The organism is Vibrio sp. 2017_1457_13, assembly GCF_030851525.1.
Lineage (GTDB): Bacteria > Pseudomonadota > Gammaproteobacteria > Enterobacterales > Vibrionaceae > Vibrio > Vibrio metschnikovii.
Genome location: NZ_VHTA01000002.1, coordinates 42,692 through 66,126, shown reverse-complemented (window position 1 = coordinate 66,126; position 23,435 = coordinate 42,692). Strand labels below are relative to the sequence as shown.

The 23,435-nt window shown below is 42.5% G+C and carries 19 protein-coding genes and 1 pseudogene; 14 read left to right on the top strand and 6 right to left on the bottom strand.

What is annotated here, in order from left to right; all coding sequences use genetic code 11:
- The first annotated feature begins 264 nt into the window (after positions 1–264).
- The 3 genes from iolC to FKN88_RS02860 all read left to right on the top strand — a co-directional run bounded on the left by iolC (position 265) and on the right by FKN88_RS02860 (position 4,958).
- Positions 265–2,181 (top strand): 5-dehydro-2-deoxygluconokinase, encoded by a 1,917-nt coding sequence (gene iolC, locus FKN88_RS02870; RefSeq protein ID WP_170905502.1) that lies wholly within the window; start codon positions 265–267, stop codon positions 2,179–2,181.
- Between the two features lie 20 nt (positions 2,182–2,201).
- Positions 2,202–3,092, top strand: a complete 891-nt coding sequence (gene iolE, locus FKN88_RS02865; protein WP_154171080.1) for a myo-inosose-2 dehydratase — start codon at positions 2,202–2,204, stop codon at positions 3,090–3,092.
- Between the two features lie 354 nt (positions 3,093–3,446).
- Entirely contained in the window at positions 3,447–4,958 is a 1,512-nt protein-coding gene (locus FKN88_RS02860; protein WP_170906268.1) for a CoA-acylating methylmalonate-semialdehyde dehydrogenase, read from the top strand.
- Positions 4,959–5,070: 112 nt separating this feature from the next.
- Here FKN88_RS02860 and FKN88_RS02855 read toward each other — a convergent pair whose 3' ends face one another.
- The 3 genes from FKN88_RS02855 to FKN88_RS02845 form a co-directional block, all read right to left on the bottom strand.
- Positions 5,071–6,564 carry a methyl-accepting chemotaxis protein gene (locus tag FKN88_RS02855; protein ID WP_154171079.1) on the bottom strand — a complete coding sequence of 498 codons (1,494 nt, stop codon included), beginning with the start codon at positions 6,562–6,564 and terminating at the stop codon, positions 5,071–5,073.
- A 10-nt stretch (positions 6,565–6,574) separates the two neighbouring features.
- Entirely contained in the window at positions 6,575–7,423 is an 849-nt protein-coding gene (locus tag FKN88_RS02850) for a diguanylate cyclase (RefSeq protein ID WP_238925702.1), read from the bottom strand.
- Positions 7,424–7,515: 92 nt separating this feature from the next.
- Positions 7,516–8,688: an iron-containing alcohol dehydrogenase gene (locus tag FKN88_RS02845; RefSeq protein WP_154171077.1), complete on the bottom strand. Its 1,173-nt coding sequence runs from the start codon at positions 8,686–8,688 to the stop codon at positions 7,516–7,518.
- Between the two features lie 326 nt (positions 8,689–9,014).
- Between FKN88_RS02845 and FKN88_RS02840 the strand changes: the two genes are divergently transcribed.
- Positions 9,015–10,382 carry a GntP family permease gene (locus tag FKN88_RS02840; protein WP_238925701.1) on the top strand — a complete coding sequence of 456 codons (1,368 nt, stop codon included), beginning with the start codon at positions 9,015–9,017 and terminating at the stop codon, positions 10,380–10,382.
- A gap of 152 nt (positions 10,383–10,534) precedes the next feature.
- Positions 10,535–11,710, top strand: coding sequence for a Gfo/Idh/MocA family protein (locus FKN88_RS02835; protein WP_154171075.1), 1,176 nt, complete (start codon positions 10,535–10,537; stop codon positions 11,708–11,710).
- 183 nt (positions 11,711–11,893) lie between these two features.
- Here the strand turns inward: FKN88_RS02835 and alr are convergent, their stop codons facing one another.
- Positions 11,894–12,994 carry an alanine racemase gene (alr, locus tag FKN88_RS02830; protein ID WP_154171074.1) on the bottom strand — a complete coding sequence of 367 codons (1,101 nt, stop codon included), beginning with the start codon at positions 12,992–12,994 and terminating at the stop codon, positions 11,894–11,896.
- 450 nt (positions 12,995–13,444) lie between these two features.
- On the opposite strand from alr, the gene FKN88_RS02825 reads away from it, so the two are divergent.
- The 6 genes and pseudogenes from FKN88_RS02825 to FKN88_RS02800 all read left to right on the top strand — a co-directional run bounded on the left by FKN88_RS02825 (position 13,445) and on the right by FKN88_RS02800 (position 18,420).
- Positions 13,445–14,968 carry a YjjI family glycine radical enzyme gene (locus tag FKN88_RS02825; RefSeq protein ID WP_306687268.1) on the top strand — a complete coding sequence of 508 codons (1,524 nt, stop codon included), beginning with the start codon at positions 13,445–13,447 and terminating at the stop codon, positions 14,966–14,968.
- On the top strand, positions 14,968–15,741 hold the full coding sequence (locus tag FKN88_RS02820; RefSeq protein WP_154171073.1) for a 4Fe-4S cluster-binding domain-containing protein: 774 nt from the start codon (positions 14,968–14,970) through the stop codon (positions 15,739–15,741). The genes FKN88_RS02825 and FKN88_RS02820 overlap by 1 nt, the downstream gene beginning before the upstream one ends.
- Positions 15,742–16,171: 430 nt before the next feature.
- Positions 16,172–16,855: pseudogene (locus FKN88_RS02815) on the top strand (DUF1538 domain-containing protein); the annotation flags it as partial.
- A gap of 75 nt (positions 16,856–16,930) precedes the next feature.
- On the top strand, positions 16,931–17,659 hold the full coding sequence (locus tag FKN88_RS02810; protein WP_373567168.1) for a DUF1538 domain-containing protein: 729 nt from the start codon (positions 16,931–16,933) through the stop codon (positions 17,657–17,659).
- Positions 17,656–18,021 carry a transcriptional regulator gene (locus FKN88_RS02805; protein ID WP_154171072.1) on the top strand — a complete coding sequence of 122 codons (366 nt, stop codon included), beginning with the start codon at positions 17,656–17,658 and terminating at the stop codon, positions 18,019–18,021. Before FKN88_RS02810 ends, FKN88_RS02805 begins: the two co-directional genes overlap by 4 nt.
- Positions 18,022–18,033: 12 nt before the next feature.
- Positions 18,034–18,420, top strand: a complete 387-nt coding sequence (locus FKN88_RS02800; protein ID WP_004396362.1) for a CBS domain-containing protein — start codon at positions 18,034–18,036, stop codon at positions 18,418–18,420.
- Positions 18,421–18,484: 64 nt separating this feature from the next.
- On the opposite strand, the gene FKN88_RS02795 is transcribed toward FKN88_RS02800, so the two are convergent.
- Positions 18,485–19,120, bottom strand: a complete 636-nt coding sequence (locus FKN88_RS02795; protein ID WP_154171071.1) for a hypothetical protein — start codon at positions 19,118–19,120, stop codon at positions 18,485–18,487.
- 521 nt (positions 19,121–19,641) lie between these two features.
- On the opposite strand from FKN88_RS02795, the gene FKN88_RS02790 reads away from it, so the two are divergent.
- Both FKN88_RS02790 and FKN88_RS02785 read left to right on the top strand, forming a co-directional pair.
- Positions 19,642–20,181, top strand: a complete 540-nt coding sequence (locus FKN88_RS02790; protein WP_004396356.1) for a cytochrome b — start codon at positions 19,642–19,644, stop codon at positions 20,179–20,181.
- Positions 20,178–20,741 (top strand): YceI family protein, encoded by a 564-nt coding sequence (locus FKN88_RS02785; RefSeq protein WP_004396355.1) that lies wholly within the window; start codon positions 20,178–20,180, stop codon positions 20,739–20,741. Before FKN88_RS02790 ends, FKN88_RS02785 begins: the two co-directional genes overlap by 4 nt.
- A gap of 112 nt (positions 20,742–20,853) precedes the next feature.
- Here FKN88_RS02785 and focA read toward each other — a convergent pair whose 3' ends face one another.
- Positions 20,854–22,308 (bottom strand): formate transporter FocA, encoded by a 1,455-nt coding sequence (gene focA, locus FKN88_RS02780; protein ID WP_154171070.1) that lies wholly within the window; start codon positions 22,306–22,308, stop codon positions 20,854–20,856.
- Between the two features lie 217 nt (positions 22,309–22,525).
- Here focA and FKN88_RS02775 point away from each other — a divergent pair, with 217 nt between their 5' ends.
- Complete coding sequence (locus FKN88_RS02775) at positions 22,526–23,431, top strand: LysR substrate-binding domain-containing protein (RefSeq protein WP_004396351.1); 906 nt, start codon at positions 22,526–22,528, stop codon at positions 23,429–23,431.
- Positions 23,432–23,435 lie beyond the last annotated feature (4 nt).

Genomic DNA, 23,435 nt, shown 5'->3' with positions numbered 1-23,435 from the left:
AATTTAAATCTTTCTATCCCATTGTTTTATTAGTTCTTTTTTCTCTTGAAGTATTTATTCTATTTTTTAATATTTATAAATAAAAATTCCATCACGATCACATAATGAAATATTACGGTAATTTTTTATTGAAAATGAAATAAATATTCCGTATAAATGGTGTTGTGAAATGATTGTGCAATAGAGTGTAACACGGCAAGAACGGTCTATCCCCTTAAGGGAAAAGAGGACTTGTTTAGCACAGAGGTACTTAAGGAGCGAACGGTGAGTACAGAAAAGAATTTAGATGTGATTTGCATGGGACGAATTGCGGTTGATCTCTATGGACAGCAAATCGGTGCCCGCTTAGAAGATATGAGCTCTTTTAGTAAATATTTGGGTGGCTCATCGGGTAACGTGGCTTATGGTACCGCAGTACAAGGGCTAAAATCCTCCATGCTGGCACGTGTTGGTGATGAACATATGGGCCGCTTTTTACGTGAAGAGTTACAACGAGTTGGCTGTGACACCAGCCATTTACTGACAGATAAAGATCGGCTAACCGGGCTTGTGATCCTCGGTATTAAAGATGAAGAAACCTTCCCACTGATTTTCTATCGTGAAAACTGTGCTGATATGGCGATCAGCAAGGAAGATTTCAGTGAAGAGTACATTGCCTCTGCACGTTGTTTGGCAATCACCGGAACGCATCTTTCTCACCCTAAAACACGAGAAGCGGTGTTGACGGCATTGAAATATGCTCGTCGCAATGGTGTTAAAACTGCCTTAGATATTGATTACCGACCGGTGTTATGGGGGCTCACCTCTTTAGGCGATGGTGAAACTCGTTTTATTGAATCAGAAAAAGTTACCGATCAACTGCAAGAGGTATTAGGTCTTTTTGACGTGATAGTCGGGACTGAAGAAGAGTTTCATATCTGCGGCGGTTCAACTGATACCATTCAAGCGTTAAAAGCCGTTCGTGAAGTTTCTCAGGCTGAGTTGGTGTGTAAACGAGGGGCGTTAGGTTGCTCCGTATTTACGGATGTTATTCCCGAAACTCTTGATCAAGGAATCACCGTTTATGGCGTTCGAGTGGATGTGTTGAACGTATTAGGAGCAGGCGATGCCTTTATGTCGGGCTTATTGCGTGGCTACTTAAATGGTGAAGGTTGGGAAAAAGCGTGTGCTTATGCCAATGCTTGTGGCGCGTTAGTGGTTTCTCGCCATGGTTGCGCTCCGGCAATGCCAACGAAAGCCGAGCTGGACAATTACTTACTACGGGCTCAGCAAGTGAAGCGTCCTGATCTCGATAGTGAGCTTAATCATCTCCATCGTGTCACCACGCGAAAATCTCCAACACGAGATGAGCTCTGCGTGATGGCGTTTGATCACCGAATTCAATTTGTTGATATGGCGCGGCAAGTTGGGGCAGACATCGCTCGTATTAAGCCACTGAAGAAACTGATTCTACAAGCCAGCCGAGAAGTCGCCGTTGAAGCTGGGCTGGAAAAAGGACAAGCCGGGTTATTGTGTGATAGCTCCTTTGGTCAAGATGTATTAAATGCCATTACTGGACAGGGATGGTGGATTGCACGTCCTATTGAATTACCGGGATCACGCCCGCTGGAACTGGAGCATGGCAACATTGGCTCACAACTCGTCAGTTGGCCGCTTGAGCATATCGTGAAATGTCTGGTGTTCTTTAACCCAGAAGATGATCACACGATGCGTTTACAACAAGAACATCAAATTCAAGAAGTGTATCAAGCCTGTTGCCAATCTGGGCATGAGCTGTTACTCGAAGTGATTTTACCCGCAGGCATCGAAAAAGAAGATGCCCTCTATCTACGAGCGATGAAACGCTTTTATAACCTAGGCATAAAGCCAGATTGGTGGAAGCTTCCTCCATTAGATAAAGCGAGCTGGCAGGCGATCTCGACGTTGATTGAAGAACGAGATGCTTACTGTCGAGGAGTCGTTATTTTGGGCTTAGATGCTCCGCAAGCAGAATTACAGCATGGTTTTTCACAAACAGCAGGACAAAACATCGTGAAAGGGTTTGCTGTTGGTCGCACGTTATTTGGAGAGCCCTCACGTGCGTGGTTAGCCGGTCAAATGGATGACCAAACTCTGATTCATACCGTGAAAGAAAATTATCACAACTTAATCACACTATGGCGTCAACGCGGCGAAAAATAGTGCAATAAAGGAGACTTTTGATGAGTGTTCAACTAGGTATTAACCCACTCACGTGGACCAATGACGATATGCCAACACTGGGAGCCGAAACATCGCTAGAAACCTGTTTAAGCGAAGGAAAACAAGCGGGGTTTGCAGGCTTTGAGCTGGGGAATAAATTTCCACGTCAGGCGAGTGTGTTAGGCCCAATTCTCGCTAGCCATGATCTGAAACTGGTCTCTGGCTGGTATTCCATGGAACTCTTGACTCGTAGTGTGGAAGAGGAAATTGAAGCTGTACAAGAACACCTGACCTTATTGCGTGAACTTGGCGCAACAGTGATGGTCGCCTGTGAAGTGACGAATTGTATTCATGGTGCAAAAGAGACACCGGTTCACTTACGTCCTCTGTTTCCCGCTGATCGTTGGGAAGAGTATGGTCGTAAGCTAACAGAGTTTGCGCAATACACCCAGAGCCAAGGTGTCCAGATTGCTTACCATCACCATATGGGAACGGTGATTGAAACCGCGCAAGATATCGATAACTTGATGAAGCACACAGGCCCTGAAGTTGGCTTACTATTAGACACTGGGCATCTGACGTTTGCTGGTGAAGATCCGGTAAAAGTCGCGCAGTGCTGGGCTAAGCGAATTAACCATGTACATTGCAAAGACATTCGAAAAGACGTACTTGCCGATGTCAAAAATCGCAAATTAAGCTTCTTGGATTCTGTTCTAGAAGGCGTTTACACCGTACCGGGTGATGGTTGTATTGATTACCCCGCGGTATTTCGTGTGTTGAAAGAGGTCAATTATACGGGCTGGCTTGTGGTTGAAGCTGAGCAAGATCCTGCGATTGCTCACCCGTTGACTTATGCCACATTGGGCTACAACAACTTATTTAAATTTGCCAAAGAAGCTGGGCTTTTATAGCGCCAATTCTTTGAGTAAATTGCTAACCTCTTATTCCTGATAGCGCCTTTTTAGGCGCTTTTTTTATCCCACCATTCTAGCCAACAAAAGCCAGAATGGTCAGCAGCGTTCCTTGGTTTTATGTGTGTTAAATGAAATTAAGATTTCATTTAAATTCGGTAAATTGGGTGATTCCGGCCAAAATTTAGAAAACATCTCGTACAAAATGAAACAAAACAACTAAACTTGCATTGAAAGTGAAATATTTATTCTGTATAAAGAGTGGTATTGTTAGAACGGTTCAAGCAGTACGGAATACGTAGTGACAGCAAAATAATAATGATGTTCCAGTCAAGACAGCCGAAGGAGAATACGATGGAAACGGTGCTGAATTTTATTAATGGTCAACACAAAGCAAGCCAGAGTGAACGATTTTCTGCAATCTATAACCCTGCAACAGGTGAGCAAACCCGACAGGTCCAATTAAGCCAAAAGGAAGAAGTGGAAGAGGCGATCAAAGCGGCGGAAAAAGCGTTTGCCTCATGGGCGAAAACCAGCCCGTTAAAACGTGCGCGAGTTATGTTTCAGTTTAAAGCGTTACTGGAGCAGAATATGGATAGATTGGCTCGAGTCATCTCCAATGAGCATGGTAAAGTTTATTCTGATGCGGTGGGGGAAGTGACTCGAGGGCTTGAAGTGGTTGAGTTCGCCTGTGGTATTCCTCATCTGCAAAAAGGAGAACACTCTGCCAACGTGGGGACGCATGTTGATAGCCATTCTTTAATGCAGCCACTCGGTGTTTGCGCTGGCATCACCCCGTTTAACTTCCCAGCGATGGTGCCAATGTGGATGTTTCCCATTGCTTTGGCAACGGGTAATACCTTTATTTTAAAGCCGTCAGAGAAAGATCCGAGTACAGCGTTAATTCTGGCGGAGCTGCTCACCGAAGCGGGCTTACCTGATGGGGTGTTTAATGTTGTGAATGGGGACAAAGAAGCGGTCGATGTACTGCTTACTGATCCGAGAATTCAAGCGGTCAGCTTTGTTGGTTCTACCCCGATTGCGGAATATATCTACAGTACCGCTTCTGCTCATGGTAAGCGTTGCCAAGCATTAGGGGGCGCTAAAAATCACTGCATTTTGATGCCAGATGCCGATATTGATATGGCAACCAATGCGATTATAGGCGCAGCTTTTGGGGCTGCTGGAGAGCGTTGTATGGCGCTTTCTGTCGCCGTGGTTGTTGGTGATGAAACGGCTGATCAACTCATTGAGCGGCTACAACAGAAAATCGCCACCATGCGAGTGGGCCCAGGGATGGTCGATGGCACTGAAAATGATATGGGGCCAGTTATCTCAGCGCAGCATAAACAAAAAATATGTGACTATATTCAATCGGGACAGGATCAGGGAGCGACCTTAATTACCGATGGCCGAGATTGTTCCGTTGAGGGGTATGAAGCCGGCTATTTTGTTGGTCCAACGTTAATTGATCATGTTTCACCCGAGATGACCGTGTATCAAGAAGAAATTTTTGGCCCAGTGTTGTGTGTGGTACGGGTTGAGAATTATCAAACCGCGTTAGCATTGATTAATCGCCATGAATACGGCAATGGTTCAGCCATCTTTACCCGCGATGGTGAAACGGCTCGTCAATTTAGTGAAGAGGTCCATACTGGCATGGTTGGTATCAATGTCCCGATTCCAGTCCCTATGGCGTTCCACAGTTTTGGTGGTTGGAAGCGCTCAATATTTGGGCCGCTCAATGTCCATGGTCAAGATGGGGTGCGTTTTTATACCCGCATGAAAACCGTCACCAGCCGTTGGCCTACAAGTGTTCGGTTAGAGCAACATGCCAGCTCTTTCTCGATGCCCACAATGGATTGATCGATTTTTCTCTATACAAAAAAGCGCCTCCTGCTATGCCGGAGGCGCTTTTTTACTCTATGGATCTATAGAAAGGGTAAACGGTTTTTTGACTATTTGTCTTGTTGAACCGTTACACTTTAAATTTATTTAAATCCTCACGTATGTGTTGGCAAATTTCATCTAACTGTTCACTTAACACGCGTACACCTGCAACATTATTCGTGACTGAAGTGGTGCTATCATTAATGATGTTGATTTTTTCACTGATATCATTGGCGACGGTATTTTGTTCTTCGGTCGCCGTCGCTATTTGGGTATTCATATCATTAATATCGTTTATGTGTTTAATAATGTTGTTGAGTGCGAGTGTGGTTTGTTCGGACTCAGAGACCGTTTGGCTTAAGGTAAGACTTGTCGCATTCATTTGAGTATTGGCATTTTCTGAACTGGTTTGAAGATCGTGAATGATATGTTCGATTTCCTCTGTAGAGTGGTGGGTTCGCAACGCAAGAGCTCGAACTTCATCCGCAACGACCGCAAATCCACGGCCTTGTTCTCCAGCTCGGGCGGCTTCAATAGCGGCATTGAGCGCCAGTAAATTGGTTTGATCTGCTACTCCTTTAATCACTTCTAATACGGTGCTGATGTAATCACTTTTTTCTTTCAGTTCAGAGACGGTCTCAGAGGTGGAATTAATCTCATCGCCAAGTTTATGAATAGCCAGTACGGTCTGTTTCACGACCTCATTTCCTTGCTCAGCAAGAACATTACAACTTCTTGTTTTATCCGCTGTATTATTCGCATTATGGGAAACTTCGTGTGAGGCTGAAGCCATTTCATTCAGCGCCGTGGCAACTTGTTCGATCTCTCTTAATTGTTGCTGAGTCTCATGGCTATTTTGTTCACTGTTAGCACGGATTTTTTCAGCACATAAAGCAAGTTCGTTCGTGGAAGAGATGATACGAGTTACCAAAGCATGAAGGTTTGAAATAAACGTATTGAATTCACTCGCTAATTGGCCAACCTCATCGTGATGACGAATCGTTAGCCTGCGGGTTAAATCACCTTCACCTTGGGCGATTTTTGACAGTGCTGCTGTGACTTGGTTAAGTGGTGTTATCACTAATTTTGATAATACGCCCCAATTAATGAGTTGTAGGGAGAATAATAACAAAACCGCAATGAGCATGAACATTTTCTTTATGGTATTTAAAATCGCATTATTGGCATCAAGACGATAATCAATCACTAACGATCCTATTTTTTGCCCATCTTCCCATAATATGTTTAAGGTAAAGGATTTTAAATCAGAAGAGGATGGTATCGGCCGATCAGATTTCGCTTCTCCAATGATATTATTACGATGATCAAATGCCTTGATTTGATAGAGGTAGGGATAATTAACAAAAGATTTTGTAATATTATCAATTAAATGGTTATCATATGAAAAGATAGGTTCTTTTAAAACGACCGATAATGTTTTATTCGTGTCATTAATATCTTGTTCCAACTGATTGGTTAAGTATTCTCTTGCAAAAAAATAGCTACCAGAGAAAACGGCAGCCATAACCACTAATGAAATAATGATCAAAAGCAGCATGGATTTATATTTAATAGAGTTCATAATGGATTCCCTATAACTGGTTGATATCTAGCCAGAACTTTTTGTTCTCATATGGGGTGTCTGGATGCATATAAGGGTTATCGATCCGTAAGATGGTTCGTTGCCCTAGATTGGCTTTAGCAAGAGTGTCTTTGATAAGAGGATGATTGAAAAATAACGAATCAAAACTCCCATCATCGATAGCTGATATAAATCCTTGATATATTTGATTATATAAGGGTTGATTGTCTCTACTGACATAAAAATATAAAGCAAAGGGATAAATAAGCATCAAATCTTTTTCAACAGCCAAATTGAGTTGAGTATGTTGGGCGACCTCTTCCCAAGGCTCAAGAACACCGCGGGGAAAATAGTCGTACCGTCCTCCTTCCAGCATTGGAAAAAGATTGTTGTATTTGATCGTGGTGACGATGGGCAAATTCGCTTGTTTAATGACTTGTGTATCTCCCCAAAAAGTAGCTTGACCGGCTTTTAATGCTCTGAGTTGTGATAGATTTTTTATTTGTGAGAATTTAGCTTGATCTCCCGATCTAATAATAAAAAGTCGATGCCCCATAAGCCCTTTAAATATCGGTATTCGAATAGCAAGTAACTTTTCATCCCTTTCCGATGAAGCGCCGGCCCACATCACATCAATATTATTGGCTTGAATTTCCTCAGTGAGTCGTGTTTCATTATAATTTTGATCAATTTGCTTAATGATTACGTCAGGAGAGCTTTTAGCTAACACTAATTGCAATATATTAAATGCCAGTTGTTCTTTTTCTCCTTCGACTTTATTTACCGTTATCGTTTGTGCCGCAGTGCAGTGAACACTGAAGAACACTGCAACGAGGATAAATATATTTTTTATTTTCATGATCTCTCCATTTAGTCGACCATTCCACGAGCTTTTGTTACTTGAAGTTGCTATAGCGACAACTTCAAGTGATTGAAATACAGCGAATAGACTTATCTTTCTCCATCCGCCCATACTTTTCGGTAGAGTTCTATCATTTCCTCAATCGTTGGAACTTTGGGATTATTTAGCGGTGAACCGGAATTGAATGCTTGCTGAGCCATTGTGGGGAGCAAGTCGAAAAACTTTTCTTTTTCAATGCCATAAGAGGAGGGAGAGGGAACGTTAAGGTGTTGATTCAACAGCCGTAGCTCCGCAACCAATTTTTGGCAGGCGACGGAATGATGATCAGAAAGCAGTGCCACTCCCATTGCTCGTGCACAGTCTGCATAACGTTCTTTTGCTGCAGGAATAGAATATTCCGTAATAACAGGCAATAACATGGCGTTGGATAACCCGTGCGGGACATGAAAAAAAGCCCCAATAGGTCGGCTCATGCCGTGAACTAAAGCGACAGAGGCATTAGAAAACGCAATACCGGCCAGTGTTGCGCCTAACATCATTGCTGAGCGTGCAAGTACGTTCTGTGGCTCATGATAAGCTTGACGGATATGGGTTCCGATCATTTCTATTGCTGAGAGAGCTTGAGTATCCGTAAAAGGGTTAGCCTTTTTACTAACATACGCCTCGATAGCATGAGTTAGGGCATCTAGTCCACAATCTGCGGTCACTCTGGGGGGTAACGACAACGTCAATTCAAAGTCGATTAATGCGGCCATTGGCATAAACCCAAGCCCCATACAGAGCATCTTTTCATCATTGGTGTCATCAGTAATCACCGTCACTCGTGTCACTTCTGAACCCGTTCCTGCGGTGGTTGGAATCGCAATAATCGGTAGCCCATTTTCAGCCACATCGTTTGGAAATCGGTAGTCACTGACTTGTCCACCCAATTTACCCACAATTGAGATTGCTTTTGCGCTATCAATTGGACTACCACCGCCAATTGCAATGATTGAATCAAAATGACTTTTTTGCACTAAATCCACACCGGCTTGAATAGAGCTAACCGTTGGCTCTGGCACAGTATCTGAGTAAACCGTACTTTCGATACCGTCACAGCGTAACCTTTGTTGTACTCGCTCGGCATAACCTAGCTTAACCATCATTTTATCTGTCACGATGAGAGGGGAATGAACATGGAGAGTTTTCATCACCTCCGCCACCTTCATGGACGCCCCTTTCCCTATATGCATGATTCTGGGTAATACGATACTTGTGCTCATGATTGATTCCTCAGTTTTTCAAAGTTGAAAAATAGTAACCAAATCATACTATCATTGAAAATTTTATTTCTTAAATAAATTAATTGAAAAATATATTCTAAACAGTCGCTGACCATAAAACTGGAAATGGGAAATCCTTATCTTACTAATAAGTAATTGTTTTTTATCTTTTATGTCGAGATTTTTAGTAAAATGTGAGCATTGTTACATAAATCAATCTTCCAAAATCATGAAATGAATGCTTCAATTTGGGTTGGTTTTGAAAAGTTAAATTTTGCCAGTCACCAAATCTGGATAGCAAGGAGAAGTCTCTCGTGGAGCTTGGAATGGTTGGAATTATTCTGTCGTTAGTGATGCTAATGTACTTAGCCTATCGAGGTATGTCTGTGATATGGCTAGCTCCGATTCTTGCCTTATTCGCTGCAATTTTTTCGTCGGGAACCCCTTTGATGGCCAGTTATACTGAAGTTTTTATGTTGAGTGCTGCCCAGTACGTAAAGCTCTATTTTCCAGCTTTTTTATTGGGAGCCGTCTTTGGCAAAATTATGGATGTTTCTGGTGCAGCAAAAACGATTGCGCAGGTGATCACATCAAGGGTTGGAGCAAATAATGCCATTTTAGCGGTGGTGCTTGCCGTGTCGGTGTTGACGTATGGGGGCGTCTCCATGTTTGTGGTGGTGTTTGCGGTCTATCCTATTGCGGCGCAAATTTTTCGGGATAGTAATGTTCCCAAGCGGTTAATTCCAGGAACCATCGCTTTAGGATCGTTTACCTTTACGATGACAGCATTACCAGGCTCACCACAGATTCAAAATACGATTGCTATGCCATTTTTTGGTACGACGGCCTATGCCGCTCCCATGCTCGGTTTAATTGGCGCGAGCACGATGTTTGGATTAGGCATGTTGTGGCTGAAAAGAAGAGAAGCGGTTGCCCGTGCGAATGGTGAAGGCTATGGACATCACCTTGGTATCGACGTTGACGATAGTGAGGAACCAGACACTTTACCTTCTCCACGACGGGCATTTATCCCAATCGTTATTGTACTGATGCTTAATTTTTTGTTGGTCACGTTTTATTACCCCAATATTGAAGCCCATTACCTGTCTGATTACGGTTCAACGCTCCAAAAAGTGAAAGGGATGTGGAGCCTGATCATCGCGTTAACGACCGCGATTGTCGTCGCTCTGATTCTTTTTCGAAAACAGATTGCTCATGCACGAGAGGCGATTAATGACGGTGGAGAGAGTGCCATTATGCCCATTATGAATACGGCAGCTGCGGTGGGTTTTGGTAATGTGATCAAATCATTATCTTCATTTGATTCGATTAAAGAGATGATTTTGTCCATTCCAGGCTCCCCGCTACTGTCATTTGCCATATCCACCAGTTTACTGGCTGGAATTACCGGTTCTGCTTCTGGTGGGCTAAGCATTGCTTTGGATGCACTCGGTGATATTTATATTCAACAAGCGTCAAATTTAGGGATCAGCCTAGACGCGTTACATCGGATTGCTTCGATTGCCTGCGGCGGGTTGGACTCATTACCTCATAATGGCGCGGTCATTACATTACTTAGCATTTGTGGCATGACACATCGAGATTCTTATAAAGATATTTTTGTTTGTACATTAGCGATTCCCATTGTTGCTACGGGAGTGGTGCTGATATTTGCGACGTTTGGCGTGGTGTAATGAACGTTGAGTTCAAATAGGGAAAATGAACCGAATGAAGGGTTACTCGATTACAAATTTAGGAATGTACATTTCATTAACTCAATTATTCGACCACAGAGCATATCAAACTATCTGTTGGGATAACCCCCAATAACTAGGAGAAACAACACATGTTTAATGAAGAACAGCGATTCAAACATCCTATTCGTTGGGGTATGGTTGGAGGAGGTCGTGGCAGTCAAATCGGATATTCCCATCGTAATGCAGCTGTGCGAGATGGTCTGTTTACTTTAGTGGCAGGCGCTTTTGATTTAGACGTTCAACGTTGTCAAGATTTTGGAAAGAACATCGGTCTAGATCCTGAACGTTGTTACTCCTCTTATCCCGTATTATTTGAACAGGAAGCAAAGAGAGAAGATGGCATTCAAGCCGTATCGATTGCGACACCGAATGCAACACACTATGAAATTTGCAAAGCGGCACTACAAGCAGGATTGCATGTCGTGTGTGAAAAGCCCATTACCTTTACTAGCAAAGAGGCGGAAGAACTGAAGTCTATTGCAAAGACTAAAGATCGCGTGCTCGGTGTGATGTATGGTTATACCGGTTTTCCGATGGTTCATCAGGCGCGTGAAATGGTTGAAAGGGGAGACCTTGGTGAAATACGGGTGGTTACTATGCAGTTTGCGCACGGCTTTCATAATGTTGAACATGAAAAAGATAATCCCAGTTTGAAATGGCGAGTGAGTCCAGAAGTCTCTGGGCCAACGTATGTGATTGGAGATATTGGTACTCATGCATTTTATTTATGTGAAATGATCACAGGACTTAAAGTGAAACGTCTCTCTTGCATGCGTCAAAGTTTCATTCAATCACGTGCACCTTTAGAAGATAATGCGCATGTAATGATGGAGTTTGATGGTGGGGCGGTCGGCACACTTTGGGCTTCAGCGGTTAATTCAGGTTCGATGCATCAACAAAGAATTCGAATTGTCGGAGAAAAAGCCTCGATAGAGTGGTGGGATGAGCATCCAAATCAATTACGTTATGAAGTTCAGGGAGAACCAATTCGGATTTTAGACAGAGATATGGACTACTTATATAAAGATGTGGCAGGAGTGGCTGCTAATCGAATAGGGAGTGGGCATGCCGAAGGCTATTTTGAATCATGGTCAAATCTTTATCATCGCTTTGCTTTAGTGATGAATGCCATTGATTGTGATGATAAGCAAGCGGCCCAAGCCATCTGGTATCCTGGAATTGAGGCTGGAATCAGTGGCGTGAAATTCTGTGAAAAATGTGTGGAGTCAGCGGATAATAAATCTACATGGGTATATTTTGATTAATATAGGGTAAGTAATTCTATCAATTCGAATCTTCGGGCTTCGAACGATAACATTTTTTATTATTCTACTAAACAGTAGGGCTTGAAAGTCAGTAAGTTGTTTTAGGTGTTTTATATCCAAAATAGCTGACGGCAGTGGATTCTAGCTGCCGTCACTGCATATGCTATCATTATTGACATCATGTTATGCAATACAAAAATTCGGAACTTTATCCATATAATGACGAGCTACGCGATTGGTTAATTTAATCGTTAATTCATAAGGGATGGTACCAATATGCTTGGCTACCGTTTCTACTGGTAAGTTTTTTCCCCACATTTCTACGCTATCACCCACTTTATCCATCGCATCAGGCCCAAGATCTACGGTTATCATGTCCATGGATACTCGCCCGACAATTGGCACTTGGCGGCCATTAATAAATACTGGCGTACCTGCTGGGGCAGAGCGTGGATAACCATCACCATAGCCCATCGCGATAACGCCGATTTTCGTATCTCGTTTTGCATACCAAGTTTCACCATAGCCGACAGGTTGATTCGCGGTATGTTGACGAACAGCAATCAAACGTGTGGTGACGGTCATTACTGGCAGTAATTGGTGATCTATTCCCGAATGATAAAGGCTAGGGGAAATGCCGTACAAAGCTATCCCTGCTCTGGCGACATTGAACTGTGATTCTGGCCAAAATAAAATACCTGCCGAGTTAGCCAAACTTTTCGGGCCGGAATACGGAAACGCCGCTTGTGAAAAACACTCGATTTGTTTCAGTGTTGCAGGATGAGAAAGATCGTCGGCACAGCTAAAATGGCTCATAAAACCGAGTTGACCTTTAAGTTTTCCGCTTCGTTCAATGCGCTGTACATATTCTGTCACTTGTTCTGGCTGAACTCCAAGCCGATGCATTCCAGTATCAATTTTCAACCAAATGCTGATAGGGTTAGCCAAGTTACTTTGTTCTAAATCTCGTAATTGCTCTTCACAATGAATGACAGTTGCGAGCTTGAGGTCGGCGGCACGTTGTAAATCGTCAGCACAGAAACAGCCTTCCAGTAGCAGGACTGGTTGATCAATCCCATTAACGATAAGCTCTTCTGCTTCTTCGACTCGTGCTACGGCAAACCAATCTGCCATTGGGAGTGCTTTTGCCAACTGGACGGCACCATGACCATAGGCATCCCCTTTGATAACAGCAATCAGTTTTTGCTGTCCAGAGAGTGACTTTAAACGTAAATAGTTATGGCGAAGTGCGATTAAGTCTATTGAGGCCTGAGCGGTTTTCATACAACATCCTATGTACTCGAAATTCGTCTCTCTACATCAGAGATAACGGTCAACTTTTGGTTATTATGTAGCAAGTTTGTATGGTTTGTTAGTCTTTTGTGGTTTCATTGACCGTGATCTTGCTAATAATGTTGTATAAAATGTTGTTTGTTTTTGCTTGGGAAGAACGCTGTACCTTTCTCAAGGTGATTTTCAATTAAAAATACTGGCTTTAAGATAAAAACAGAATGTTTGATTTTGGTTATATAAAGATAGCTAATCGGGGAATGGGTTTCTGAAAGGGGGGGAAGTAAACCATCTCTATCGTATAAGTTTTTGTTTTAAAAATAGTTAATACGTGCTGCAGTTCATACTTTGAGCCATCGTAATGGTCTATGTCTTGATTCCGCTTTCCCACTAATAAAACCATTGGTAGCATAAGGTTATTGATGAGTAAACGATGTGGATACGATGATGACCGATGATCTTTTCTCTATTGTGACCAATCCAATCTTAAACCCGAAACAAAAAACGTTTGCCTTAGCGGCTCAAGCAGAAGCCAGTTTACCTTATGTCTCTCGCAGCCCAGAATTAATTGAGGCGATGGAGCAAGGCATTATTTGTGATATGTATGAGGGCCATGCACCGTTTAAACCTCGTTATGTCTTACCTGATTATCAACGCTTTCTAACTCAAGGTTCGCGCTATTTAGAGTTAACCCCTGCAGAAGATTTTGATGATGCATTAATGAAATTAATGGTGTTGTATCATCATGTACCCTCAGTGACCAATATGCCGGTATTCTTGGGCTACCTTGATCAACTGTTGCTACCTTATTGCGATGATGTGACTGACGGGCATCTTTACCGTTCCTTAAAACGTTTTTGGATTCAATTAGATAGAACGCTTCCCGATGCCTTTATGCATGCGAATATTGGCCCAGAGGATAATCGTGTTTGTCGCATGGTGTTAAAAATCGATGCTGAATTACAACAAGTTGCTCCTAATTTAACACTCATGTACGACCCAGAGCGCACGCCAAACAGCTTACTTCGTCAAGCAACGGATAATATTATCCATTGCAGTAAACCACATATTGCGAATTGGCCTTTACATCAAGCCTTCTTTGTTGAGCAAAATGTGCAACCTAGTTTCGGCATTGTCAGTTGTTATAACGCCTTGCCTGTTCGTGGCGGTGCAAATACCTTGGTACGCTTGAATCTTAAAGCCGTTGCTGAACAAGCACAAAATATCGATACGTTCTTAAATCATACGCTGCCTTATTATTGCCACTTGATGTATGAGTTGATTGAGCAGCGTTGTCGTTTTTTACATCAACAATCCAACTTTTTTCAAGGCTTTTTAGTCACAGAAGGGCTGATTGAAGAAGCTCGCTTTGCGCCAATGTTTGGTGTTTATGGCATGGCTGAAGCGGTCAATCATTTATTATTGGGTAAGGCAGAATATGGGCGCGACCTTGCTTCTAACCAACTCGCATTAACGATCAGCCAAACTTTAAGTGACATTGTCACTAAAACGCCAGTCACTTATGGCTTAGCCAATCGAGCTTTACTGCATTCGCAAGGTGGGCTATCCATTGATACGCAGACCACACCAGGAATTCGAATTCGTTATGGTCAAGAGCCAGATCCGGTTAGCCATTTATTAGCCTTAGCACCGCAGCACGCTTACTATCCTTCTGGAGTCAGTGAGATTTTAACTCTAGACGAAACCATTAAAGCCAATCCTCAGGCGTTAACCGATCTCTGCTTAGGCGCTTTCGCTCATGGAATGAGGGAGTTCACGGCTAATACTCACGGAAATGATTTAGTGAGAATTACTGGCTATATGGTAAAAAAATCGGACTTAGAAGCGTATTATCAACAAGGTTCTCGCACGAATACAACGGCGCTTGGCGCTGAAGCGTGCACCGAAACAAAAGTCACTCAACGAGCACCAAGAGTGGTGAGTCATGAATTTATTGCAGGTGAGTAATGCCGACCACAGTGATTTCGGATAATGATGAGATAACGATCCAACGCTCAATAACGGGGCAAGTTGCTCGATTGCTGCCTTATTCTGTGGTCGATGGGCCCGGCAACCGCTTGGTGTTTTTTCTCCAAGGCTGTAATTATCGCTGCCCTGCTTGCCATAATCCGCAAACGATTGCCCGCTGTAGTGAAGATTCTCAAGCGATGGCTGTGTTTGACGCTGTTGAGCAGATCAGGCAGCGGCGACACTTCATTACTGGTATTACTCTCAGTGGTGGTGAGGCGAGTTTACAAATCAAATTTGTTCGCGAGCTATTCAAAGCGGTGAAAACCACCCCAGAGCTATCGTCATTAACTTGCTTACTCGATAGTAATGGCAGTCTTTCGCTCAAGCACTGGCAAAGCTTGTTGCCTTGGATGGACGGGGCAATGATCGATTTAAAAGCATGGCATGAAAGGTGTCATTATCAATTAACTGGGCATAGCAATGTGCCCGTTAAACGGTCGTTACACTTTCTGGCTGAGCATGGCAAATTAAGCGAAGTGCGTTTATTACTCATACCTGAAAAAACAGACTATGACCTATATAGCGAGTTATTAGCGCAATATTTAAATCAGTTACAACAGTTACAGTCAGCTCAGGGGGCGGCTTTTCAACTACGTATTAATGCTTTTGCCAATCATGGTGTTTCTGGCATCGCTAAATCGTGGTCTGCGGCCACCCCGGAGCAAGTGAGCCGTTTGATGGCAAAACTTACTGATGATGCACTTTCCTAGTAATCTTGAGGTAAATAGCGGTTGTACAATTGATTAGTGGTGGTTATGATTTCGTCTGCAAATTAATATCTAACAATGTCAGTAGGCTTAATATCACAAAAGCTAGGTGTAAAAGACCTAGCTTTTTCTTTTCTTGTTAGCTGTCTTCTTCCTGCTTGAATGGCTACGCTCGTTACAAAATGTGAAATAGAGTAACCATGTTTTACTAAGGCCATTTTTCTCTGTTTGTTGAGCATTATTTTTGCGTGAGTTAACAAAAAATCAACGCTATTTTTGAATAACATTATGTTTTTTCTCATCGTTTTATATAATTAATTGTCTACTTCTTGCCGATGTAGTGTATTGTTTAATATGTATTTTTCAAATAACAGCGGCTAATTATTGTCCGTTTTGACAGCACAATGGACTCTCTTCACGTAAAACAGGAATAATGATGTTATTTATCAAGGATTTTTATCATGCGCTTTTGCATGCATTAAAAAATTTATTACCGATTGTTGCTGTCGTGCTTTTCTTTCAGCTCGTGATCTTACGTCAAGTTCCGGACGATGTGTGGACGATGACATTTGGTTTGTTGGTAGTAGCAGTTGGTGTTGCTCTATTTCTACAAGGGTTAGAGTTAAGTATCTTCCCTGTCGGAAAAAGCTTGGCTAACCAATTTGCGTGGCGCGGCTCGATCCCTATTTTACTCAGTTTTGGTTTTGCTATCGGCTTTTCTGCCGTGGTTGCTGAACCGGCACTGATTGCGGTAGCAGAACAGGCGCAAACCATTAGTGAAGGACGCATTGATGGTCTTACCTTACGCTTATTGGTTGCAACGTCGGTTGGTTTCGTCATTGCGCTGGGTGTCTTTCGTACCATCATGGGATATCCCTTACGTTGGTTTATGATTATCGGGTACTTATTAGCGATTGCAATTACGTATTTTGCTCCGGAAGAGATTATTGGAATTGCGTATGATTCGGGGGGAGTTACGACTAATATTGTAACCGTACCATTAATTACCGCGATTGGTGTTGGCTTAGCAAGCTCGATTCGTGGGCGAAATCCATTGATTGATGGCTTTGGCTTAGCTGCGATGGCTGCGATGGCACCAAGACTAACGGTTCAACTTTATGGTATCTACGTCTATTCTTTTGATACATCTCATGTTTCTTATTTTATTAGTGCTCTACCTACAGATGATCATTTGATTTGGTATGTCTCCTTTATAGAGCTTCTAGGAACGGTGAGAGATGTGTTACCCATAATGCTAACCATTTTATTTTTTCAATATCTAGTATTAAGAAGAAGGTTAAATAATCCTAAGAGTATTATTTTTGGTTTTGTTTTAGTAATTATTGGTTTGCATATTTTTGTTTTAGGTTTAAAAATGGGGCTTTTCCCAATAGGTAATTCTATGGCAGAACAGCTTATTATGAATGGTAATATATGGTACATATATTTATTTGCTTTCATGATCGGTTTTTCTGCAACGATGGCTGAACCAGCGTTAATCGCTGTCGGTAAGCAAGCTGAAGAATGTGCTCATGGTAAAATAAATGGCTCATTGATTAGAATTTTTGCAGCTTTAGGTTTAGCTTTAGGTATTACTATCGGGGCTTATCGAGTAATAAATGGGGCATCGCTTTATGAGTTTATTGTTGGTGGTTATGCATTAGTTATTATATTAACGATGATAACTCCAAAATATATTGTTGCGCTCGCGTATGATTTAGGAGGAGTGACTACATCTGATATGACCGTTCCTCTCATTACCGCTCTTGGTATTGGCTTAGCGACTCATATCGAAGGCCGAAACGTATTGATTGATGGTTTTGGCTTGATTGCCTTCGCCTCTATTTTTCCTATTGTTACAGTTATGCTCTACGCCATTTTCACACAATGGTATTTTCAATTTTCAAAGGTGAAATCATGAAGTTTTCCGTATTAGTTGCCATCGTCCCCGAAGAATTCGAGCAAGAAGCGATTGATACCGCTCGTGAGCAAGGCGCAGGTGGTATTACCGTATTAGCAGGTCGAGGTATCAGCAATGAGACCAGAAAGACGTTTTTTGGCTTAACCTACGATGGCAGTCAATCCGTTTTGCTCATGGTGCTCGAGAAGTCTCTCTCTTTACAAGTACTGAAATCATTGCAAGTACTGTTACGTCCAAGTGAGGAAGATTCAAGAGGCATTGCTTTTACGATTGGATTAGAACATTTAGCAGGGATTGACCTCAATCAACTGGATAAGTTTGAACAGCAGCTGTTCCAACAGCAGTTAAAAGACACTTTATAAGGATAAAACCCTATGTTAGTAAAAGACGTTATGATTCGTGACGTTGTCACTATATCGCCGTTTGCCAAGTTACGTGAAGCCATGATGTTGATGAAAAAACATCATTTAAAATCTCTGGTCGTTGAACAGCAAAATGCCAATGATGCGTTTGGTTTAATCACTTATACTGATATTGTCAAAACAGTGATCGCGGAAGGTGGTGATATTGATTTATTGAATGTCTATGACGTATGCGCTAAACCGGCGATCTCGGTTGGTGAAAATCTCGCGTTAAAACATGTAGCGACGCTGATGACTCAACAACATATTAAACGTCTACTGGTTTTAAATGATAATCAACTGCTCGGGTTTGTGTCGATGGATGATATTATGGATGCCTTACTGGCGCGCATCGATTAATATATGACAGGCTCCAGCTTTGAGTACGGCTTAGGTGGACACCTAGGCCGTAGTATCTATGGCGTTAAGCTCCCTGTAATACGGCATAAAGCTGAATATATTTACGTACGAGCTGTTGGTTTTTAGAGCGCTTAAGAGGGTGACCATACTTAATATAGCAGGGGGTCATGGTAAAAGTGGACTCTAACGTTTGTAGCAGTTGTGATTCACTTTCATAGAGGGTGATGCCTTGTGCATGATAGTCTGCCAGTTCATCGGGCAATCGTCCTGTCCACCAATGCAACAACTCACGACTTTTTTGGCTGCGACTTATCCAATGATCGGTGAGCAAGAGTAATAGATCATTGGGTTGAATGGCATAAGCGTATTCTTGTTTCCAAGCACAAATATCGCGCAATAATTTTGCGCGGCACGTTTTCCCCGCACTCACCATATGTTGCGTTAATATCCACACCGTCCCTACATCACTACTCACTCTAAAATGATAAGGAAGTTCATTGTTGGGCATAAAGTCTAACGGCATGTATTCACAGGTATGACCAAATTCAGTTAACGTGCGCGCTAGTCGCCGGGCAAAAGCTTGGCTGAGGTGATGTTGACTCATTCCTTGATTATGAATAGTAGGGTAGTGCTTTTCACATAGCTTTAGACAATCGGCTTGAAACTCATTGACACTTTGCGTCACTATATCCAACAGCAAGGCGATGTACTCCTTAGCAAAATTTATTTAAACGATCCCACTTTAATCGCTTCCTAAAATTCAAATCCCATTACTCTCGAAAAAGTTAACCTTCACACATATACCACCCAATAAATAATGGTGGATGTTCAATCAGTTGGCTTTGACTAAAAGAGCACCATCGCTAGTGACATGATGAATCAATCGCGATGAGCTTGGCAACTGAAAGCAGTGTAGAGTGTGCTATAGCATACATTTTTCTTTTCATTTTTCTGAGTCAAGCGAGAACATATCAAGGCAATATGTTTCATAATGTTACCACTTAAGTTGAAGTGCATATCTGTCAATTTAATTAACTATTTGAAATTAAACAATAATTAGTTTTTCGGTGTCAGTCACACCATGTGAAACATGGCATAGAAAAGTTTCTTCAAATAAATTGAACAACATCATCAATTGCCTTGTCTATCCAGAGCGGTACAAATGGTAAATACTCTGTTATCAAGATGTATCAACTCGGCACTTTTACAAAGAGAAATCCTATGAAGACCCAAGTGACACATTACAATCGACCGCTGCAAATTATTCATTGGCTATCCGCTATTGTCGTTATTGGTATGTTTGCAGCGGGTCTATGGATGGTCGATTTATCCTACTACAGCCAGTGGTATCACACGGTCCCGTATTGGCACAAATCGATAGGTATATTACTGGCAGGGTTAACCTTATTTCGTTTTATTTGGAAGTTAGTGACGCCGTCACCCTCCGTGGAAGGTAAACCACTTGAGCGTATCGCTGCCAACATTGTTCATAAGCTTATCTATGTGAATTTAGCCGTGATCTTTATTTCTGGTTACTTAATTTCTACCGCCGATGGACGAGGCATTTCGGTGTTCGATTGGTTCACTGTACCTAGCCTTGGTAGTTTGTTTCCAAGACAGACGGATATCTCTGGTGATGTTCATTTTTATGCCGCTTGGTTTCTGATCATCATGGTCTCGATTCATGCACTCGCGGCATTGAAACATCACTTTATCGATAAAGACAATACCTTACGTAAAATGACAGGAGCAAAAAAATGAAAAAGAGCTTACTTGGATTAGCGTTCGCTTTGGCATTACCTTTTAGTGCTAACGCTGCTGACTATGTAATTGATACTCAAGGAGCTCATGCTTCTATCAACTTTAAAGTAAACCATTTAGGTTTTAGTTATATTAAAGGTCGCTTTAATACCTTTAATGGTGAGTTTTCTTATGATCCTGAGAATATTGCAGCTTCAAAAGTTACGGTAAATGTTGATACACGCAGTCTCGATTCTAATCATGCAGAGCGAGATCGCCATATCCGCAGTGCAGATTTTATCAATGCCTCGCAATTTTCTACCGCGACATTTACTAGTACTCAGGTGGTGGATAAAGGCGATGGTAACTTAGCGATTACTGGTGATCTTACTCTGCATGGTCATACTAAACCAATTACTATCGATGCTCAGTTTATTGGTGCAGGTACGGATCCTTGGGGTGGACAGCGTGCCGGATTCATGGGTACGACTCGTCTAGAATTAAAAGACTTCGCGATTAAAGTGGTTGGCCCATCAAGTTACGTTGACATGGAACTGCATGTTGAAGGCATCAAGAAATAGTTGGTCGATGTCATTCTGTTCGATTGATTAAATAGAAAATTCCCTGAATTATCAGGGAATTTTTTTGCCTATTATTTATCGTGTGTATCGGCCGATAATGATGAGTCGCTGTTTAGGCTCTTGCTAACTCTTTTTCTGTTTTAACCGCCGTCACTCGTTCACCATAAATCGCACGTAGCTCGGCCAACACATGATTGCGATTCAGAACACCGACAAATTGCCCTTTGTCCAAAACTGGCAGCACATGGGGTTTACTGACTTTCATACTTTTTGCCCGCTCTTCAACTGACAACGCATTAAATCGAGTGGCAATACCCATACTGGTCGTTGGGAAAAGTTGCTCTTTATCGATGCAAAAGAACTCCGCCACATCAACTAAACTATCACTCGCATTAATAGCAATGACATCACGAGTCATTAAATCAACAACTTTTTGTTCTGCATTCGGTAAATAGTCTTGGCACCATAGCTCGACCATCACATCGTGAGCTGAGAACATACCGATCAAACGACCTTGGCGATCAACGACAGGGGCGGCGGTAAGATAATTATCCAACAGAGTATCGATAGCGAAGGGTACAGGTGTCTCTGCACTGAGAGTAATGGCTTTTTTATCCATCATATCTTGAACGATAATTGCGTTTTTCATAGTAGTTTCCTTAACCGACTGAAGAGGGGTAGTTTTTGTTATTGTGCTCACATGAGCGGCTTTTAAGTGTGGGCGACGATAAATTGACCAATTTGCTAAGCCAACCAGAACGGCACCGCCGACAATATTTCCTAAAGTGACAGGGATAAGATTGGCCGTAATAAAAGCAGAGATATTGAGGTCGGCGTACTGAGCCGGAGTGCTACCGACCTGTATCCAGAAACTTTCTGGAGCAAAGGTATGAATCACAATACCAAGAGGGATCATGAACATATTGGCAACACAGTGCTCAAAGCCACTGGAGACAAACATCGCTACTGGCAATATTGTCATCGCGGCTTTAGTCATCGCATTGGCTGAACTAAAAGTTAACCAGATGGCTAAACACACCAAAAGGTTACAAAGCACCCCTAAGGCGAAAGCTTGAACGGCCGTATGGTGCAGTTTATGTTGAGCGATATTTAGCGCATTAAGCCCCCATTGACCGTTATCTAATTGATACAAGCCCGCAGCAGCGACCAACAAAAGTAGGAACATCGCACCAATAAAATTGCCCACGTATACTTTGCCCCAGATAGCGAGCATTTTGCTAAAGCTTATCTGTTTATTGGCCCATGAAATGCTTGATAGCACTGAGCTGGTGAATAACTCACCACCACAAATGACAATCAGTATTAGCCCCATACTAAAAGCAAGGCCACCAGCGAGACGACTCAATCCCCAGCCAGCACTCTCACTCCCTGTGGTCACAGTAATGTAAAACAAAAAAGCCAAACCAATAAACGCACCGGCCATTATCGCTAGACTTAGCGTCAGTCCACTGGTTTTTTGCGCTTTACTTAAAGCAAACTTTTCCGCTTCAGCCATCATTTCATAGGGTGAAAAATAGTGTTGATTTTCAGCGTTGGCTGTCGACATACGCGCTCTCCAGACTCACATTCATAATTACCTCCTGACAAATTAAACAACGCCGTATGGGTTGTTACCAAACCAGACTAGGGTAGACGAGCAGGGCGGTAAAATGGATAATTCTTGGTTACCCTATCAATTTTATTGATATAGTTGGGTGAGCCAGTAAAATGAAACGAATTGCTCATTATGGGCAGGGTAATGATGGTTATAAAAAGGATGTAGAGTGCGATATTCATTAAAACAGTTGGCCGTTTTTGATGCGGTAGCAGATTCCGGTAGTGTCAGTGTCGCGGCAGATAAACTCGCCTTAACTCAGTCAGCCACCAGTATGTCGCTCGCACAGCTAGAAAAAATGTTAGGGCGTCCACTATTTGAACGTCAAGGCAAGCAGATGGCACTGACCCATTGGGGGATGTGGTTGCGTCCGAAAGCGAAACGCTTACTGCAAGATGCTCAACAAATTGAAATGGGCTTTTATGATCAGCATTTATTGAGTGGAGAGATTCGTCTTGGTGCGAGTCAAACTCCTGCGGAACATCTTGTCCCCGATCTTATCAGTATTATTGATAGTGATTTTCCAGAGATCCGCATTGAGCTGGGCGTCAGAAGTACCCAGAGCGTGATCGACGGTATTTTAGATTATCGCTATGATTTAGGGATCATCGAAGGTCGTTGTGATGATAGCCGAATTCTCCAAGAAGTTTGGTGTCGTGATCACTTATGTATTGTTACTTCCGCTCATCATCCGTTTGCGAAACGCGATGTGGTGAGTTTAGCCCAATTAGAACAAGCGAAATGGGTATTACGTGAACAGGGCTCAGGGACGCGTGGTATTTTTGAGAGTGCAGTGCATAAGCTTATCCCGGATTTGGATGTATGGCGTGAATATGAGCATGTTCCCGTGTTGCGTAGTTTGGTAGAAAATGGCCCCTATTTAACCTGTTTGCCTTATTTGGATGTCGAACGATTTATTCAAAATGGTCAGTTAGTAGCGCTGAATGTTCCCCAGCTGAGTATGGAGAGAACATTAACTTTTATTTGGCGAGCAGATATGGCTGAAAACCCGTTAGCAGAATGTATTCGGCGTGAAGGATTACGGATGATGAAGGGTAAGCCCTATGTTCTTTAGTTCC

What these genes read in the sequence shown, in the direction of transcription:
- focA (WP_154171070.1), bottom strand. Translation starts at nt 22,308, where the DNA reads ATGTCGACAGCCAACGCTGAAAATCAACACTATTTTTCACCCTATGAA.
- FKN88_RS02825 (WP_306687268.1), top strand. Translation starts at nt 13,445, where the DNA reads ATGATGACCGATGATCTTTTCTCTATTGTGACCAATCCAATCTTAAAC.
- FKN88_RS02860 (WP_170906268.1), top strand. Translation starts at nt 3,447, where the DNA reads ATGGAAACGGTGCTGAATTTTATTAATGGTCAACACAAAGCAAGCCAG.
- FKN88_RS02820 (WP_154171073.1), top strand. Translation starts at nt 14,968, where the DNA reads ATGCCGACCACAGTGATTTCGGATAATGATGAGATAACGATCCAACGC.
- alr (WP_154171074.1), bottom strand. Translation starts at nt 12,994, where the DNA reads ATGAAAACCGCTCAGGCCTCAATAGACTTAATCGCACTTCGCCATAAC.
- FKN88_RS02790 (WP_004396356.1), top strand. Translation starts at nt 19,642, where the DNA reads ATGAAGACCCAAGTGACACATTACAATCGACCGCTGCAAATTATTCAT.
- FKN88_RS02800 (WP_004396362.1), top strand. Translation starts at nt 18,034, where the DNA reads ATGTTAGTAAAAGACGTTATGATTCGTGACGTTGTCACTATATCGCCG.
- FKN88_RS02785 (WP_004396355.1), top strand. Translation starts at nt 20,178, where the DNA reads ATGAAAAAGAGCTTACTTGGATTAGCGTTCGCTTTGGCATTACCTTTT.
- FKN88_RS02850 (WP_238925702.1), bottom strand. Translation starts at nt 7,423, where the DNA reads ATGAAAATAAAAAATATATTTATCCTCGTTGCAGTGTTCTTCAGTGTT.
- FKN88_RS02835 (WP_154171075.1), top strand. Translation starts at nt 10,535, where the DNA reads ATGTTTAATGAAGAACAGCGATTCAAACATCCTATTCGTTGGGGTATG.
- FKN88_RS02805 (WP_154171072.1), top strand. Translation starts at nt 17,656, where the DNA reads ATGAAGTTTTCCGTATTAGTTGCCATCGTCCCCGAAGAATTCGAGCAA.
- FKN88_RS02840 (WP_238925701.1), top strand. Translation starts at nt 9,015, where the DNA reads ATGGTTGGAATTATTCTGTCGTTAGTGATGCTAATGTACTTAGCCTAT.
- FKN88_RS02845 (WP_154171077.1), bottom strand. Translation starts at nt 8,688, where the DNA reads ATGAGCACAAGTATCGTATTACCCAGAATCATGCATATAGGGAAAGGG.
- iolE (WP_154171080.1), top strand. Translation starts at nt 2,202, where the DNA reads ATGAGTGTTCAACTAGGTATTAACCCACTCACGTGGACCAATGACGAT.
- FKN88_RS02855 (WP_154171079.1), bottom strand. Translation starts at nt 6,564, where the DNA reads ATGAACTCTATTAAATATAAATCCATGCTGCTTTTGATCATTATTTCA.